Origin of the sequence: Methanomassiliicoccus sp., assembly GCA_033485155.1 — an archaeon.
Classification (GTDB): Archaea; Thermoplasmatota; Thermoplasmata; order Methanomassiliicoccales; family Methanomassiliicoccaceae; genus UBA6.
This window is the reverse complement of the sequence record JAWQJJ010000010.1, coordinates 56498-72669: the sequence shown is the minus strand read 5'-3', so window position 1 is coordinate 72669 and position 16172 is coordinate 56498. Positions and strand designations below refer to the sequence as shown.

Annotated in this window: 12 protein-coding genes and 1 tRNA gene; 7 read left to right on the top strand and 6 right to left on the bottom strand. The window is 56.0% G+C overall.

Translation table 11 applies throughout. The annotated features are described in order from the left end of the window. The first annotated feature begins 17 nt into the window (after positions 1 to 17). Positions 18 to 353, top strand: a complete 336-nt coding sequence (locus SA339_13020) for an antibiotic biosynthesis monooxygenase family protein (protein ID MDW5564133.1) — start codon at positions 18 to 20, stop codon at positions 351 to 353. 9 nt (positions 354 to 362) lie between these two features. Here SA339_13020 and SA339_13015 read toward each other — a convergent pair whose 3' ends face one another. Continuing rightward, positions 363 to 1805 (bottom strand): hypothetical protein, encoded by a 1443-nt coding sequence (locus tag SA339_13015; protein ID MDW5564132.1) that lies wholly within the window; start codon positions 1803 to 1805, stop codon positions 363 to 365. A 127-nt stretch (positions 1806 to 1932) separates the two neighbouring features. Here SA339_13015 and SA339_13010 point away from each other — a divergent pair, with 127 nt between their 5' ends. Next, positions 1933 to 2655 (top strand): methyltransferase domain-containing protein, encoded by a 723-nt coding sequence (locus SA339_13010; protein ID MDW5564131.1) that lies wholly within the window; start codon positions 1933 to 1935, stop codon positions 2653 to 2655. 161 nt (positions 2656 to 2816) lie between these two features. On the opposite strand, the gene SA339_13005 is transcribed toward SA339_13010, so the two are convergent. After that, positions 2817 to 3623: a TetR/AcrR family transcriptional regulator gene (locus SA339_13005; protein ID MDW5564130.1), complete on the bottom strand. Its 807-nt coding sequence runs from the start codon at positions 3621 to 3623 to the stop codon at positions 2817 to 2819. 104 nt (positions 3624 to 3727) lie between these two features. Here SA339_13005 and SA339_13000 point away from each other — a divergent pair, with 104 nt between their 5' ends. Next, complete coding sequence (locus SA339_13000) at positions 3728 to 6700, top strand: MMPL family transporter (protein ID MDW5564129.1); 2973 nt, start codon at positions 3728 to 3730, stop codon at positions 6698 to 6700. A 147-nt stretch (positions 6701 to 6847) separates the two neighbouring features. After that, complete coding sequence (locus tag SA339_12995) at positions 6848 to 10156, top strand: PAS domain S-box protein (protein MDW5564128.1); 3309 nt, start codon at positions 6848 to 6850, stop codon at positions 10154 to 10156. A gap of 225 nt (positions 10157 to 10381) precedes the next feature. Here the strand turns inward: SA339_12995 and SA339_12990 are convergent, their stop codons facing one another. Beyond that, entirely contained in the window at positions 10382 to 11824 is a 1443-nt protein-coding gene (locus tag SA339_12990) for an MFS transporter (GenBank protein ID MDW5564127.1), read from the bottom strand. A 381-nt stretch (positions 11825 to 12205) separates the two neighbouring features. On the opposite strand from SA339_12990, the gene SA339_12985 reads away from it, so the two are divergent. Together SA339_12985 and SA339_12980 are read left to right on the top strand one after the other, a co-directional pair. Continuing rightward, complete coding sequence (locus SA339_12985; GenBank protein MDW5564126.1) at positions 12206 to 12382, top strand: DUF4386 family protein; 177 nt, start codon at positions 12206 to 12208, stop codon at positions 12380 to 12382. A gap of 63 nt (positions 12383 to 12445) precedes the next feature. Next, positions 12446 to 12922, top strand: coding sequence for a hypothetical protein (locus SA339_12980; GenBank protein MDW5564125.1), 477 nt, complete (start codon positions 12446 to 12448; stop codon positions 12920 to 12922). Between the two features lie 758 nt (positions 12923 to 13680). Here SA339_12980 and SA339_12975 read toward each other — a convergent pair. After that, a tRNA-Ala gene (locus SA339_12975) sits at positions 13681 to 13753 on the bottom strand. 66 nt (positions 13754 to 13819) lie between these two features. On the opposite strand from SA339_12975, the gene SA339_12970 reads away from it, so the two are divergent. After that, positions 13820 to 14581, top strand: coding sequence for a 4Fe-4S double cluster binding domain-containing protein (locus tag SA339_12970; protein ID MDW5564124.1), 762 nt, complete (start codon positions 13820 to 13822; stop codon positions 14579 to 14581). Here the strand turns inward: SA339_12970 and purF are convergent. Together purF and SA339_12960 are read right to left on the bottom strand one after the other, a co-directional pair. Continuing rightward, entirely contained in the window at positions 14578 to 15993 is a 1416-nt protein-coding gene (purF, locus tag SA339_12965) for an amidophosphoribosyltransferase (protein ID MDW5564123.1), read from the bottom strand. The genes SA339_12970 and purF overlap by 4 nt on opposite strands. 4 nt (positions 15994 to 15997) lie before the next feature. After that, positions 15998 to 16165, bottom strand: coding sequence for a 50S ribosomal protein L37e (locus tag SA339_12960; protein MDW5564122.1), 168 nt, complete (start codon positions 16163 to 16165; stop codon positions 15998 to 16000). Positions 16166 to 16172 lie beyond the last annotated feature (7 nt).

Sequence of the window (16172 nt, the reverse complement as noted above, 5' to 3'; positions counted from 1 at the left end):
ATCGCGAGGGATCGAAGATGACCACCGGAGGCAGCCTATTCTCGATGGCCATATGGGACGTCAAGAAGGGCATGGAAGACGAGTTCGTGGAGGCCTGGAGGTCGTTCGCGGAGTGGACGAGCAGGAACCGGCAGGGGGCGATGGGGGTCCACTTACTGAGGGAGCGGGCCTTCCCGCAGCGCTTCGTGACCATCGGGCCGTGGCAGGACCTGGAGAGCATGAAGGCGTGGAGGGAGAGCGGGGAGTTCGACGAGTTCTTCGATCGGGCCAGAAAACTGTGCACCGAGATAAGGCCGATGACTCTCGATACCGTGGCCTTCATCAACGCGGTCAAGGCTCCGGCCGGACGATAGGAGCTTTGCCTAGACCTGCGGCCCCCGAACGGCGAACACCGTCCCGATCGCCCCTGAACCGTCGACCGGTGATAGGACCATTCCCGTGGATGCGTCCTCGAGCCAGTACTGTCCGGTCGCCAGCGGGTAGTTCCCTCCCGGCGCGCCCATCTGCACCCGCAGGTGGACCTCATGGGCGGTCCCGTTGTAGGTCCAGGGGACGATATATTCCCCGAGGCTGTTGGGGATGAGCAACGTCCCGTTACCATCCCCACCGACCGACCATACGCTGATCGCATCGGGGCACTTGAAGACCGAGCGAACCTCGCCACGGTACTCGTCGTAACGGCAGGCGTCCTTGAAGGTGAGGTTGTACACCGTTCCTGGAACAAAGGGATCAGTCATATCGCTCACCATCTCGGTGTCGAACATCCAGAGGGTGCTGGACGCTCCCCCGGAGCCGTAGACAGAGTAGGAGCTGGCGGCCACCTCGGAGATGTGGACTCCCGACCCGGCGTCCAGGGCATAGGTGTGCAGCTCGTGGGTGCCCAGGGCAAAGGTAGAGATCGTCAGGGTGATGTTGTGATACGGGGACCCGCTGCCGCCGTAGTGCCAGGTCCAGTTGCTGCCCGCCGGTGACGAGCCGTCGTTCAGCAGGCCGTAACAGCCGGAAGCCCCATCGCTCACCAGCTGCACCGAGACCGGTGAACCGCCGGCGAACGACGCGTTGACCTTCACCACGTCAGAGGAGAGGTCGGGCAGATAGAGGTATACGCCGATGTCGGTGGCGCCACCCCCCTTCGTCACCTGGGTGATCAACTGGCCGGTCGCCGGCTCGCCGAATGAAGGCGGGTTCCGTCCGTAGTAGGATGGCCGCAGGGGGAACTGATCACTGAGGGCGGTGAAGACCACGGGCTCCTCCTTGCCCACCGCCTGTGTATCGGGGGCCGAGGTGCCGTTCGGGGACGGGGTCGGCGTGGCGGCATCATCGGGAACGGTGACCTGGGGAACGTCCGGTAGCTCGAGGTAGGGGCCCGGTATGGGCATGACCGCCCGCAGGTAGGTGTCGCCTTGGATCAGATCGATGACAAAAATTTCGATGTGACCGGGATCGTCGATGATGATGAGAAAACTCTCGGTCCCGCCCGGGACCACGAAGTCAGGGCCGTGGCAGGTGGCGTTGATGGTGGAGATGTCGGTGAGGGTCACCACGATGTTCATGTCCTTGATGCTGATGGCCTCCTCCCGATGATTGGTGACGTCGATCGGCACGGCATAGCCCGTGGCGGTCCGCTCGGGCTGTCCGGTGATCGTCACGGTCACCCCGTCCAAAGCCATAGCGTCATGGGTGCGGGAGGTCGTGCTGGACGTGGCGTTCGGCGCTCCATACACTATAGCGGCAGCGAGCACGGCGAAGAGTCCCATTCCTATCGCTACCAGAATCCTAACCTCATGCTTTCTGATCGTTCCCATCCCTCCGCGCCCCGACGACCCTGCTGACCGGAAAAGGCGTTTAAAATACTAATATCTAATGAGATAATGATGGCCAAGGTAGAATAATACTGTTCGGCGTCCGAGCTTGGTGGCCGATGAGGGACGCGTGGACGAAGTGAGGGTGCTGCCCGTGGACAAGGAACGAAAGATGGAGGACATCAGGGCCAGGTTCGCTGAGGGATCGACCAGTTATGACGGACGCATTACGAGGATCATTCCCCGCTACAGCGAGATGCTCGACGCCCTCATCTCGAGTGTAATGCCCCGATGGAACCGGATGCCCAGGGTGCTGGACATCGGCTGCGGGACGGGGGCTCTATCGGCCGCGGTGCTGAGATCGCGACCGGAGGCGGAACTGACCTGCCTAGACATGACCAAGGAGATGCTGGACATTGCCAGGCAGCGTTTGAGCGGCCATGATAACGTCGGGTACGTGGTCGCCGACATCCATGATTTCCAGCTCGACGGCCCATATGATGCGGTAGTGTCCTCACTGGCCCTTCATCACATCGGTTCCGACGAGGAGAAGAAAGCCATCTACCGCAAGGTCTTCGATGCCCTCCGGTCGGGGGGCTGCTTCTACAACGCGGACCTCGTTCTCGCCTCGAACGATGACCTGCAGGAAGTGTACATGGCGAAGTGGAAGGAATTCATGTACCGGAGCTTCTCCCACGAGGAGGTCGACCATGCGCATATCACCCGTTACCGCCAGGAGGACAGTCCGGCAAAGCTTGTCGATCACCTGAGATGGATGGGCGATGTCGGTTTCCGCGACTTGGACGTCGTCTGGAAGTACTACAACTTCGCGGTCTACGGCGGAACGAAGTAAGTGGGGTCAGAAGCGTTCCGCGCCCATCAATGAGGCGCCCTTTCTTGCTCTTCGCGCCAACCCGGAGATCATAGTAATCGACGCGAGAAGCTTACCAACAGCGGCTCGGGGGATGAGCCCCCTGGCCCAGGAGCCATCTCCGACCCGGGAGCCTTTCCGCCCTACTTGAAATCGAACTTGCTTATCACGGTCTTCCCGTTGCGGAGTATCTCGATCAGCTCGGCGTCGACTGAATCGGCGTCCTCGACCGATATGTCATTGAGGGAGCAGATGACTTTGAGGATGGACCGCAGTGCTGGATCGAAACCCCTGGGCTGGCCGTGGTAGCACTCGGAGATCAGGGCGCACAGACAGCCCCAGATGATAATGTAGTCGAGCCTGTACCTTTCCTTCTCCTCATCGGACGCGAAGCCGTTCAGCCGGCTCTCCATCCAGTCGATCGAGCGATCGACAAGGCCGTTCATCACCTTCCATGACGAATGGGCCTCGAACAGCAGTTCTGAAGCGCGATGGTCCTTGTAGGCAGCATACAGCTCCAGAGCCGCAGGGTAACCCACCGTGATGATGATGTCCTTGTTGCCCTTGAGATACTGTTCCGCTTCCTCCAATGCATCATTATAGATGCTGACCATCACACCTTTGAGGATATCCTCCTTCGTTGGAAATAGATGGAATAGGCTACCGTTCAATATCCCCGCGGCCTCGGCGATCTGGCGGGTCGTTGTCTTGGCATAGCCGTTTCTTGCGAAAAGCTCCTTCGATACACAGATGATCCTATCCGTGGTCTCGTTCCTGCGCTGCTCGTTGAGACCGACCAGACGGCCTCTGCCCTTATCCTCGCGAACTTTGGTGATTATTGACTCGATCTTTCTGCCCATGGTCAACTGCTCTCCAGTATCCACCCGAGAGTGATAATAGTTGCAATCGTTCTTGTCGATGAATAGACGACCGTGGATGTTGTTAGTCATATTTGAGTATAATCAAATATTGAGTGAACTCTAAATTTGAGCTTACTCAAACAGATTTTTATACATCTTCGTCGGTGACCCCTCTCTAAGTTTCAGGTGTCAGTATGTTGGACAGATTGGCTAACATGATCGTCAAACATCCCAAGGCCATCGTGGTCTTCTGGATAGCTGTCCTGTTGATCTCCATTCCAGCCATGATGCAATTGAACAGCGTCGTGAGCTACCAGATCACAGACGGGGCATCTTCCAGCTACGAGTCCTTGAAGGCTCAAGACATAATAGATGAAAATTTCCAGACGGCCGTAGCCAATGGTACGGCATTCATCGTGTTGCAGTCGGATAATGTGACCGATGCGGAGATAAGAGATTACGTACTTGCTCTCCAGGAACGGATCGAGTCGTCCAAGGACATCACATATTTTGGCAACATATCTTCGATCTACTCGGTCTCTGACCTGGTCATTGCCGGATATGTCCAACAACTGGGTCCGAACCTGTACTCGGCCGAGACCCAGGTGAATACCAGTGCATTCCTGCTCTACGGAATACCTTACATCTATGAGCAGAACTGGGCATACATCCATTCGACCTACCCGAGCTATACGACGGCCCAGGTCGACGGCGCCGCATACGCGGCGACCGGCCAATACCTAGAGCAAGCTCTGGCGACGGCCGATGCCTCCAACAAGACCATGGCCAACGGATACTATCATGCCTTCACTGGCGTGTGGAATGCCACCGCGGCCTCCCCGACCCTGTCGTCAGATCCGATGGCCCGCGCTAACTATTCTATCAGCATGGTGGCGCCCACATTCATATCCCAGCTCCCTTCCGAGTATCAGCCGGTAATGAACGCGACCCTGAGCAGCTTCAACCTCCAGATGTTCTCGAACCCGGAGGTGGTTAAGTCGGCGGTCCACTCGTTCACATTGAATCTGGTAAGCCAGAAGGCCGGCATCACCAACATGACCTTCCTCCAGGACATCTACAATCTAGGGCCGACCTATGATGCGGCCAAGGTGAACGAGTACGCCCATTCCGTCATGACCAACGGCACGCTGTCCTCGTACCCGGTGCAGATCCCGGCGACCTACCTATCCAGCTTTGTGGCCTCCAATAACCACACCATGCTGGTCATGGTCGGGTTCACCGTTGATGCGAACTACGTTACGGATGATGGGGACAAGCCGCTACTGGACGATGTGAAGGTCATAAGAAACATCGTCTCCGACCTCAATTCTGCACAACATTCCTCGATCACCACCTATGTCACTGGTGATGCGGCCATCTCTTCGGATATGAAATCCAGCTCTGAGAGGGACCTGGCGATCATCGAGCCCCTGACCATCATCATCATCATCGTGCTCATGGGCATCATGTTCCGCTCCGTTCTAGCCCAGTGGATCCCCCTGGGGGCGGTGGCGATCGCGATAGGCATCAGTGAGGCACTGGTGTTCTTCATAGGCACTTACGTCGCCAACGTGATGTACTTCGTGACAACTCTGCTGGTGACCGTCCTGCTTGGTGTGGGCACCGACTACTCCATATTCCTCATGACCCGTTACAAGGAAGAGCGGATCAAGGGGGCGACCAGGGAGCAGGCGGTACATACTGCGGTCACCTGGGCAGGGGAGTCCATTCTTACTAGCGGGGCCACGGTCATCATCGCCTTCCTGGCAATGTCGACCGCTTCGTATTCCATGGTCCAGACGATGGGGCTCATCCTAGGCCTGGCCATCGTCGTTGCGCTGTTGGTCGCGCTGACCCTGGTGCCGTCCCTGATCATGGTCTTCGGCAACCGCATCTTCTGGCCGAACAACGGCCAGAGATGGAAGAGGTACTGCGAAAAGTACAACCAGAAGAAGGCGGCAGGCAATCGTGGCTACTTCCACCGGGCCGCATCGAATGCCGTGAAGTATTCCAAGATCATCGTCATCGTGGCGATCCTTGCGTCGTTACCGGCAGCCTACATATACGCGACCGCCGAGACCAGCTTCGATTTCATCGGCAGCATAGGCTCGAGCGAGAGTACGGATGGTCTGCACGCACTGTCTCAGGACTTCGGTGCAGGCCTCATCATGCCCACCTATGTGGTCATGGACTCTTCGGACGTCACCATCTACAATGGGACCGGATTGAACATGCAGTATATGGACGCGGTAGAGAACATAACCGCGACCATAGCAGCGAATCATGAAGTGCAGTCAATCACCAGCCCGACCCGGCCGTACGGGGAGCTGGTCGACTACCACAATTTCTCCGGCCTATCGGCAGAGATACAGCAAAAAATACTGTCGATGGTGGGCACCAACAATCAGACCGTACTCATCACCGTGACGCTGACCGATGAGCCGATGAGCACTGCCTCGGTCAACCTGATGCCGACCCTGAGGGACGAGCTGAACAATGCGGTAGGGAACGAATCGATACTGTCCGGAACGCAGATATTGGTGGGAGGACAGAGCGCCGTCATCCATGATCTCAGCGTGGATATGAACCACCAGTTCACCTTCATCGAGACCCTGGTGGTCATCGGGATCTTCATCGTCCTGATGCTGGTCCTTGGATCCGTACTGCTGCCGGCGTTCGCGGTGGTCTCCATCGCCTTGAGCATTGCCTGGTCCTTCGCTGCGACCTACTTCGTGTTCGGGGTGTGGATGGACGTTCCGCTGCTGTTCCTAGTGCCCTTGATCCTGTTCGTCATGCTCATGGGGATAGGGATGGACTACAACGTGTTCATTCTCACCCGCATACGGGAGGAAGCCCACAAAGGGAAGGGCACCAATGACGCAGTCATAGACGCCGTGGAAGCCACCGGCGGCATAATCACCGCCCTAGCGCTGATCATGGCTGGCGCCTTCGGCTCGTTGATGCTCTCTACCAACACCATGCTCCAGGAGTTCGGGTTCGCCCTTGCCTTCGCCGTTCTCTGCGATGCCATGATCGTCAGGACGTACATCGTCCCGGCGGCCATGTCCCTCATGGGAGAGAAGGCGTGGTGGGCTCCAGGCCGCCTGCAGCGCGTGGGCAAGCGGGAGAAGCTCGATAAGAAGGAGGGACCCAAGGACGTGCAGTAGGATCCTCCACTGGTGCGGCCCCTGGGCCGCACCACTTCTCTTTTTTCATTTGCTATAATAAGTCTTGTTTTGAATCATTATCGTTGAAGATATTTCTCAAGAGCAAATATAAGTAGGCAAGAACGATGAAAAATCATTTGAGCCAGGATGATTCGGGTTCTATATGTTGATGATGAAGAGGCGTTGCTCGAGATCGGAAAGGCGTTTCTAGAGATGTCGGGTGACCTATCGGTCGACACTATAAACTCGGCCGAGGGGGCCGAGATGATGATGGCCTCGACATCATACGATGCTGTTATCTCAGATTATCAGATGCCGGTGATGAACGGCATCGACTTCCTTAAGTTGCTGCGCCGCCGCAATAACAAGATGCCGTTCATCCTGTTCACTGGCAAAGGGCGCGAACAGGTCGTTATCGAGGCCTTGAACGAAGGGGCTGACTTCTACCTGCAGAAGGGAGGGGAGCCGACCGCTCAGTTCGTTGAGCTTGAGTACAAGATCAAAGAGGCGGTGAGGAGGCGCAGGGCCGAAGAGAGCGCTTTGACATCCAATGCCAAGCTCAACGCCGCCCTCCACAGCATGACCGATGCGGTCCTCATAGCAGATCCCCAGGGCGGGATCGTCGAGGTCAATGAAGCTTTCGTCCGGTTTCATCGATTGAAGGACAAGAAAGAGGCGTTCAAGAGGTTGTCACAGTGCCTGGATCGCAATGAAGTCTTCTTACCGGACGGCACTCCTGTCGTTGCAGACCAGAGGTCGGTCCCTCGGGCGTTGCGGGGGGAGACCGCCACCGGCGTCGAGTATAGGCTGCAAAGGAAGGACACTGGGGAGAGCTGGTGGGGAAGTTACAGCTTTGGCCCAATACGCGACGAGGTGGGAGCGATAGTAGGGGCGGTCGTGGCGGTGCGAGACATCACCGAGAAAAAAGAATCGGTTGAGCGGCTCAAGAGGAGCGAGAAGAACCTGGCAGATGCCCAGCGGATCGCGCACATCGGGAGCTGGGAGTGGAATTTCAGGACCGGGGAGCTGTCATGGTCCGATGAAATGTACCGTATCTTCGGCGAGGACAGGCAGCGATTCACCCCGACCATGGATGCTTTTTACAGATATATTCACCCTGACGATCGCGAGCTGGTCAAACGGGAGATCGACAAAATAATGTTAGGCAATTCGCCCATTAATTTCGACTTCCGGATAGTCACGACAGCCGGATCGGTCCGCGTGCTGAATGTATTCGGAGAGATAGCCAGGTTCGATGAGGAGGGAAAGCCTCTTATCGTGATCGGCTCGGACCAGGACATAACCGATCGCAAGAAGGCGGAGCTACGGTTGCTATGGTCCAATGATCTGATGAAGAACATCGTTGAGCATAGCCGTAGCGGCATAGCCGTTCTGGATAGGGACTTGAGATACCTCTATGCCAGCAAACGCTTCTTCGAGGAGTATAACGTATCGAGCGAGGATGTTATCGGACGGCACCACTATGAGGTCTTCCCGGATCTTCCGCAAAGGTTCAGGGACGTCCACCAGCGTGCCTTGGCCGGCGAGGTGCTGAGCGCGGAGGACGATCCGTATCAAAGGAGCGACGGCTCCATCACCTGGACGAGATGGGAATGCCGCCCTTGGTATGATGCAGAAGATGTCGTAGGGGGCATCATACTCTATGCCGAGGTCATCAACGCCCACAAGAAGGTGAAGGAATCGAGCCTTCTCTTCAAGCACGCGATGGACTCCTCGCTGAACGCCAACTTCATCATAGACGATGAAGCGATATTGGCCTATGCCAACCAGACATTCATGGACCTGGTAAAGGTGAGCTCAAAGGAAGAGTTGGTTGGGCACAAGGTCAGGGACTTCCTGATCCTGTCCGATGAGAAGAGGACGGAAGCCTATGAATCGATCGCTCGAACCGGTCACTGGTATTCCCAGGCGGAGTTCGCTCGGAGAGATGGCAGCAGCATAATGGGAGAGATGTGCCTGTCCCGGGTCGAGGACGATAAGGGTCGGGATCTGGGCTTCATCACGGGTTCGATACTGAACCTGAACGAACGGTTGCGGTTGGAGAGAGACCTGAAGGAAAGCGATGACAGATATCGCGCCCTCTTCGAGGCCATACCGGACCCCATATTTCAGATGGACGCGGAGACCGGGGGCATACTGGACGTGAACCCGGCCGCCGTCAGAACCTATGGCTTCAGCCACGATGAACTCGTTAGGATGCAGAATACCGACCTGTCGGCGGAGCCGGAAAAGGCCCCTTCGGTGGTAACGGCGGCTCAGGAAGTGATCCCCGTAAGATATCACCGTCGCAGGGACGGGACCGTGTTCCCAGTAGAGATAACCTCGAACGCCTACGATCAGAAGGGCAGAAGGGTGTTGATCGCCATCGGCAGGGACGTCACCGAGCGGAAGGAAGCAGAGGATAGGCTCAGGGAGAGCGAAGCGAAGTACCGTGAGGTCTTCACCAATGCCGATGATGGCATCCACATTCATGAAGCCAATGAGCGGGGGGAGCCTGGCCGGTTTATAGATATCAATGATTCTGCCTGCCGCATGCTTGGTTACTCGCGAGACGAGGTTTTGGGGATGGGGCCCCTGGACATTGCCGCGTCGTACCACGATCCTCCACTGGACCAGATCCTGGAGAGCCTGAGGATCCATGGCCGAGCTAGGTTCGAGACCGAGCTCCGCCGAAAGGATGGCCTCATGGTCCCAGTGGAGATCAACGCCCATACTCTGATGACCGGAGACAGCGTCATCACCACGTCCGTGGTCAGGGATATAACGGACAAAAAACGGAGGACCAACGCGCTGAAGCTGGCCAACCGGAAGCTGAACCTGCTGTCGAGCATCACCCGCCATGATCTGAACAATCTGTTGACCATCATCAATGGGAACCTGGCCCTCTTGGAGAGAGAGCACCCCGAGTTGGCGGGCAACTCGCGCGTGAAGAATATTTCCGCCAACGCTGAAAGAATGGGTGACATCATCGCCTTCACCAAAACATATGAGAATCTGGGGAACACGGATCCGGAGTGGCAGACCATAAGGGAAGTGGTACAGAAAGCAGCTGGTGGCATAAATTTGGGCGCGGTACGTCTGGTCAACGACATCCCGCCCTCAGAACAGGTTCTGGCCGATCCCCTGATCGTCAAAGTTTTCTACAGCCTCCTGGACAACGCGATACGACACGGGGGAGAGGTGACCGAGATCCGCCTGTGGGTTGAAAGAGATGGCACGGACCTGAAGATCATATGCCAAGACGACGGCGTCGGCATTGCGGCGGAGGAGAAGGAGAGAGTATTCCAGCTCGGCTATGGCAAGAACACCGGGCTGGGACTGTTCCTCGCTCGAGAGATTTTTGGCTTGACCGGGGCCCAAATTCAGGAGGTCGGTGAGCTGGGCCAGGGTGCCCGATTCGAGATCATCGTACCGCCGAACGTGTTCAGAGAATAGGTTGTTCCTCGACCTATTCGAGTATCTATGGGCAACAAGAGTAAGCGTCCTTGAGCGCCATTCCAGTGTGGAGACAGTTCACCGTTTCAATAATGTTCGTAAGATATTGACACGACATTCGCGGGAAGTAAGCTCGATATTAGGATGTTGTCCCATCTCCTTATATCACTACGCCATCCATGTAATAATGAGGATATTGACTCGGTCACTATTCCTCAGTCAGCTCTAGCTTCCATCGCCTATCGGCCGATCGACCGTTTTTACCAGTTCGGGACGGTGCCTGCCATCTTTTACCTTGGCGGACAGCACGACGGCCGATAATGCAAAAGCCACACCCAACAGCATTACGCCGTGGTAGCCTCTCAGGAACACAGATATATCTAGATCAGTGAATGGCGTGTTACCGGCACCGCTGAAGATCGAGAAGAATGCAGCATAGAATGACGCGCCCACAGAGGCACCGAGGTACGTCGCAACAGCTATGAGTGCGGCTCCGGTCCCTTCCTCCTTAGTTTCTATCTTCTCCACTATGCGGCTCGCAGCTGTACCGCAGGTTCCCCAGAGGACTCCCATCATGATAAGGGCCATAGTCAAGGGAATCGTCCCCATCGCCGGATCGATGATGAACAGAATGCCGCTGGAGAGGGTCATTGCCATGCATGAAATGACACTGAATAATCTTCGCCCATAGCGGTCGGACCATCTACCGATCGGCACACTGATCATCAGAGTCACGGCCGGCGGTATCAGCATGAATATCCCGCTTAAGGCAGAATCGAACCCCATGACCAGTGAGAGGTAGAACGGTGTCAGATACCATATTCCGGTCCCAACAAGGTTGATTGTCAGATAGGCCACCAACACTGAATTGAATGTCCAAGAGTGAAAGATCCTCGGGTTCAGGAGAGGATCCTTGCATCTTTTCTCCCATATTATGAACAAGCCGGTTGAGAGGGCACAAATGAGGATCGCAGCAACAATCTGAGCGTCCTCAAACCCCATTTGCGAGGAACGTTCTATCGCGAACACGCCCGTGATGATGCCCATTATGGATAAACCAGATCCTGGCCAATCGAAATATGATCGGGCATAGCTCTCATCCTTAGGTATGGCTCGAGTCAGGAACAAAATGCTAGCTACACCGATCGGCACATTGATGATGAATATCCAATGCCAGGAGAGATATTGGGTTAAGAATCCACCAAGGGTGGGCCCCGAAGCATATCCGATGGATGCACCTATAGCAATAGCGCCCATACCAAGCCCAAGCTTATTCCCAGGAAGGTATCTGACACACAAGAGGGGCGCACAGGCGCCCATGACGGCCGCGCCTATCCCCTGAAAGATCCTACCTATGATCAGCATCTCGAATGTGGTCGCCACACCACATACCAGGGAGAAAAGGGTAAAGATGAATAATCCGGCTAAAAGTGCCCTCTTCATAATGCCACGGTCTGCCAGACGGCCGAATACCAGAAGCAGCCCTGCCATCATCATGAAATAGGTCAAGGATACCCATGCAGCAGTGCTTATGTCGATAAAGAACGAGGACGCGATACTGGGCAGCGCGATGTTCACTATCGAAGCATCCATCCCATCCATGGTTGTCAAGAACACGATGGCGATAAGCAGAAGCGCCTGCCCTCTGCCATCCTTAATTGTCGCCATGTCCTCAAGGACACAAGTGTGTCAAGAAATAGTCTTTTGGGGCTCATTATGGTAAAACAGTAGGTCGTGATTGCATATGGCCACTCCATTCAGCATCTTTGTCTCGATCTCAGGTAACGATTTCACATGGTCTTGACCACCGTCCTGGCAGATTATCTTCGCTCTTACGTAATTGTGTTCGGCGATGCTGCCACCACGGCCCATAGTGTCGCGACTGATGGACTTCTGCTTCGCATAGGTTTGGTGACCGAACTCTTTTCGGCCTAGTTCTTCGTCCTGGTGGCTTGGGCCCTGTTCGTGCTATTAAGGCCGATCCACAGGAACCTTGCTTTACTTTTCCTGTTGTTGAACCTGGGCGGGATCGTGGTCGAGTGAATCAACATGCTAAACCTGTTCGCAGCCCTGCAACTGTTGGGAGGCGCCGATTACCTGGCAGTGTTCCCGGTCGATCAGCTGCAGGCCCAGGCCCTCCTATATATCAATATGTACACCAACGGGTTCATGATCGCCCAGATATTCTATGGCGCCTGGTTGCTTCCTCTCGGCTATCTGGTCTAACGATCGAGCATCCTTCCCAGGCTGTTGGGGATCTTGCTCATCGTCGATTTTGGCTGATCACCAATGGAATCCCAAGCTGCTGATCCAAGGATACGGGAAACGCCACAGGATGTCTACAAAAAGTTGTACAAAATGACCATGGTGGGGGCAGCGGCATTCTGGTTAACGAACTTCGCAATTTCCCGGACCTCCATTGCCGCCGAATATGGGGCTGCTCTTTCGATCTCTTATCTCCCCATGATTGTTGAGTCTTTGATCGGTGGCCTGATCATCGGGTTCTCTGTCAGCTATCTCTTGCTTCGATTTTTTGACGACATTCCAACGAAGAATCCAATATTGAAATCGGTGATGCTCAGCTTGATCGCCCTAATCATCGTCACGATCTTGCTCGAAGGTCCTGCACGTTTTCTCACGATGGGTGATGCCTCGCGTTACTTCCTTATCGGTGCATTGTTCAACGTTCTGAGGATTCTTGCTCTTGGAATGGCAATTGGTTACCTGCATGATAAACTCCAAAGGGAGGCTTCCGTCAAACGCTGACCTCGACCATCATGAACGGCGAGATGGGTCTACCCCGGACCCTGTTCGCGCAACTGAGGCAGGGACCGTTTCGCCCCCAACTCAGGGACTATACTATCGTATGGAAATGAGGTGCAGGCATAGGCTGAAGGACACATAGAATAGTCAGATGAAGGTATCAAAACACCGTTATTGACTCAGATTGTGAACAGACAAGATATAATGGGGGCATGGACAGGAAGAGAACTCTCCAAAACATCGACTGGCCAGAGTATCAGGATTTCTTACAATGGAAAGATGTGGGCGAATTTCTTGGCAGAGGGCGTCGAGATGGCCCGCACTCCTTCACTTTCTTTAACAAATTTAAAGGAATACCATTAAGTGACTCAATGCATATTTTCAATTAATGTCCTCTTTGTCGCCACCTATGGTTCCTCCAATACATGGGGATATGCATGGTCGGAGTTTAAATGAAAGTCTAATAGAAAAGCAAACTGCTTCGCAACAAAAATCAGACGACAATCTTTTCAGTCCCTCAGCGAAAGAATCTAGAGCTATTCGTCGCTGGATAGGAATCGGCATGGCCATCACTCTGCTAATTGTAGCTATCGCGTTTTTACTGGGCTAGTGTGAGCATGGGCAGGTATCTGTCTATATGAATGGCTGACGGCTTTTTTATACAAAGCTAAGTACGAGCTATTTGGCACAAAACAATAGACGGACCCAACGCTCAAACCAACGGTGATTCATAATACGAATAAACTGGATATTGTTAGAAGTGGACAGGGGGGGATTTGAACCCCCGGCCTCTACCATGCCAAGGTAGCGATCTTCCAGCTGATCTACCTGCCCAGTGTTACCTGGCAAAGAGATGCCCCTAATTAAAGGTTTTCATGACGTCCCAGACCTTGGAACCTGATGCAGCCTCAGGAGAGCATTATCTGCTTGCCCGTCGATGCGCCCATCATGGAGCTGCACGAGAAGATGCCCCGCCTCGTCCGACGCCTGGGCGGGGATCTGTACGGTGTTGCCGACCTCAGCCTGGCTCGGGATGAGATGCTGAGGCAGGGCGGCATCGACGCGGACGATTACCCGAGAGCTGTCGTCGTCGGCATCCGGCTCATGGATAGCATCGTCGACCAGCTGCGGGAGGGTCGGGAGACCAGGGCCGTGGCGGTGACCTACCAGACCGAATGCTACGAGTATGTGAACCGTCGGTTGAACGATATCGCCTCCCGCCTGGCCTCGACGCTCCAGTCCGCCGGATACAAAGCGCTGCCCGTTCCCGCGAGCGAGCGCATCGATGACGAACGCGTCTGCGCCATGTTCTCCCACAAGCTCGCTGCCCATCTGGCTGGCCTGGGGTGGATCGGCCGCAGTTGCTTGCTGATCACACCGCAGTTCGGCCCCCGTGTTCGGTGGGTCTCGGTGCTTACTGACGCGCCCCTTCCGGCCGGCACCCCTCTGAGTGAGGCATGCGGCTTCTGCCGCGCCTGCGTCGATGCCTGCCCGGCGAAGGCGATCAAGGGTCTGGCGTTCAGGGAGGTTGAGCCGCGGGAAGCTCGCTATGACGCCCTAGCCTGCCAGAGCTATCTTCACGAGCTGGAGAACAGGAAGGAGCGGGGGGCATGTGGCATGTGCATCGCCATGTGCCCTCATGGGCGGAAGAGAAGTGTCTAGATATCCAGCTTCCTCTGGAAGCGCATCTTCTCGCCGGGGACGTTGGTCGGGTACTCCCCGTTCAGGCAGGCCAGGCAAAGGTCGTTGTCGGGGATCCGCAGCGCCTCCTCTAGACCCTTGAGCGATATGTAACCGAGACTGTTGGCGGTTAGGTACTCGGCGATCTGCTCGACTGTCTTGTTGTTGGCGATAAACTGCTCCCTGGTCTTCATGTCGATGCCGTAGTAGCACGGCGCACGGACAGGCGGACAGCCGATGCGGACATGGACTTCCTTGGCCCCACCCCGGCGAAGCATCTGCACGATCTTGCGCAACGTCGTCCCCCGGACCATGGAATCGTCGACTACCACGACCCGCCGCCCCTCGATGGTCGATTTTATCGGATTGAGCTTTATGCTGACTCCTTCCTCCCGCTGGGCCTGCTCGGGCATGATGAAGGTGCGCTCGACATAACGATTCTTCATGAGCCCCTCGTCATAGGGGATGCCGGACGCCAAGGAATAGCCGAGAGCGTGGGCGCGCCCGGAATCGGGGACCGGTATCACCACATCGGCCTTCGCCGGCTGCTCTCTCGCCAGCACTTTACCGATGGTCTTGCGGACATCGTACACCTCACGGCCGTCGATCACCGAGTCTGGGCGGGCGAAATAGACCCATTCGAACATACAGTGGGCGCGGTGGGCGGGACCGGCCATACGGGAAGGTATGATACTGTCCTTGGTGATCTCGACTATCTCTCCGGGCAGGATGTCGCGGATGAACTCCCCCTGGAGGACGTCGAAGACTGAGGACTCGGAAACGATGCAATAACCATGGGAGAGCTTGCCGACGCACAGCGGGCGGAAGCCCAGGGGATCGCGCACCCCGAACACGCGACCGCCGACCATTATGACCAATGAATAGGCACCATCCAGGAACTTCATGGTGGAACGGATCGCCTTGACCGGGTCCCCACCCTGCTTGAGTTCGTTAGCCAGGATCCGAACGATGATCTCGGAATCGGTGGTGGTGAGGAAGGCCCACCCGATGCTCTGGAACTTGGCCCTCAGCTTCGCTGAGTTGACGATGTCACCATTGTGACCCAGCGCCACATCCCCGGACGACGAGGTGACGACGATGGGCTGGGCGTTCTGGGAACAGGCCGATCCGGTGGTGGCATAGCGAACGTGACCGATGCCCATCTGACCCTTGAGGGCCTCGAAATCCCTGCCGGCCAACACTTCATGGACCAGCCCGGCAGCCCTTACATAGGATGTGTTGATACCATCAGAAACAACGACACCAGCGGCCTCCTGGCCACGGTGCTGGATGATCCTTAGAGAACGTTTCAGCTCGGGAGCGGCGTTGGTGTCCAACGCCATGGCGACAACCCCGCAATAATGCCCGGGTTTGTCGTCCATGCTCTCGAACATGGACTTAGTGCTGCTTGGCCCAGGAATAGGACCTCAACCTCGCGGTCTTTCCGTATCCGCAGGAAGCGCAGACTCCCTTCTGCATGTTGTACGCGCTCTTCCCGCAGCGGCGGCAGGGGATGTGTGACTTGCCGCTCGACCTCTTACCCATTGACGGAGTGCCTTTTCCCATTTCCTCA

What these genes read in the sequence shown, in the direction of transcription:
- SA339_13020 (MDW5564133.1), top strand. Translation starts at nt 18, where the DNA reads ATGACCACCGGAGGCAGCCTATTCTCGATGGCCATATGGGACGTCAAG.
- SA339_13015 (MDW5564132.1), bottom strand. Translation starts at nt 1,805, where the DNA reads ATGGGAACGATCAGAAAGCATGAGGTTAGGATTCTGGTAGCGATAGGA.
- SA339_13005 (MDW5564130.1), bottom strand. Translation starts at nt 3,623, where the DNA reads ATGACTAACAACATCCACGGTCGTCTATTCATCGACAAGAACGATTGC.
- SA339_13000 (MDW5564129.1), top strand. Translation starts at nt 3,728, where the DNA reads ATGTTGGACAGATTGGCTAACATGATCGTCAAACATCCCAAGGCCATC.
- SA339_12995 (MDW5564128.1), top strand. Translation starts at nt 6,848, where the DNA reads ATGATTCGGGTTCTATATGTTGATGATGAAGAGGCGTTGCTCGAGATC.
- SA339_12990 (MDW5564127.1), bottom strand. Translation starts at nt 11,824, where the DNA reads ATGGCGACAATTAAGGATGGCAGAGGGCAGGCGCTTCTGCTTATCGCC.
- SA339_12985 (MDW5564126.1), top strand. Translation starts at nt 12,206, where the DNA reads ATGCTAAACCTGTTCGCAGCCCTGCAACTGTTGGGAGGCGCCGATTAC.
- SA339_12980 (MDW5564125.1), top strand. Translation starts at nt 12,446, where the DNA reads ATGGAATCCCAAGCTGCTGATCCAAGGATACGGGAAACGCCACAGGAT.
- SA339_12970 (MDW5564124.1), top strand. Translation starts at nt 13,820, where the DNA reads ATGCAGCCTCAGGAGAGCATTATCTGCTTGCCCGTCGATGCGCCCATC.
- purF (MDW5564123.1), bottom strand. Translation starts at nt 15,993, where the DNA reads ATGTTCGAGAGCATGGACGACAAACCCGGGCATTATTGCGGGGTTGTC.
- SA339_12960 (MDW5564122.1), bottom strand. Translation starts at nt 16,165, where the DNA reads ATGGGAAAAGGCACTCCGTCAATGGGTAAGAGGTCGAGCGGCAAGTCA.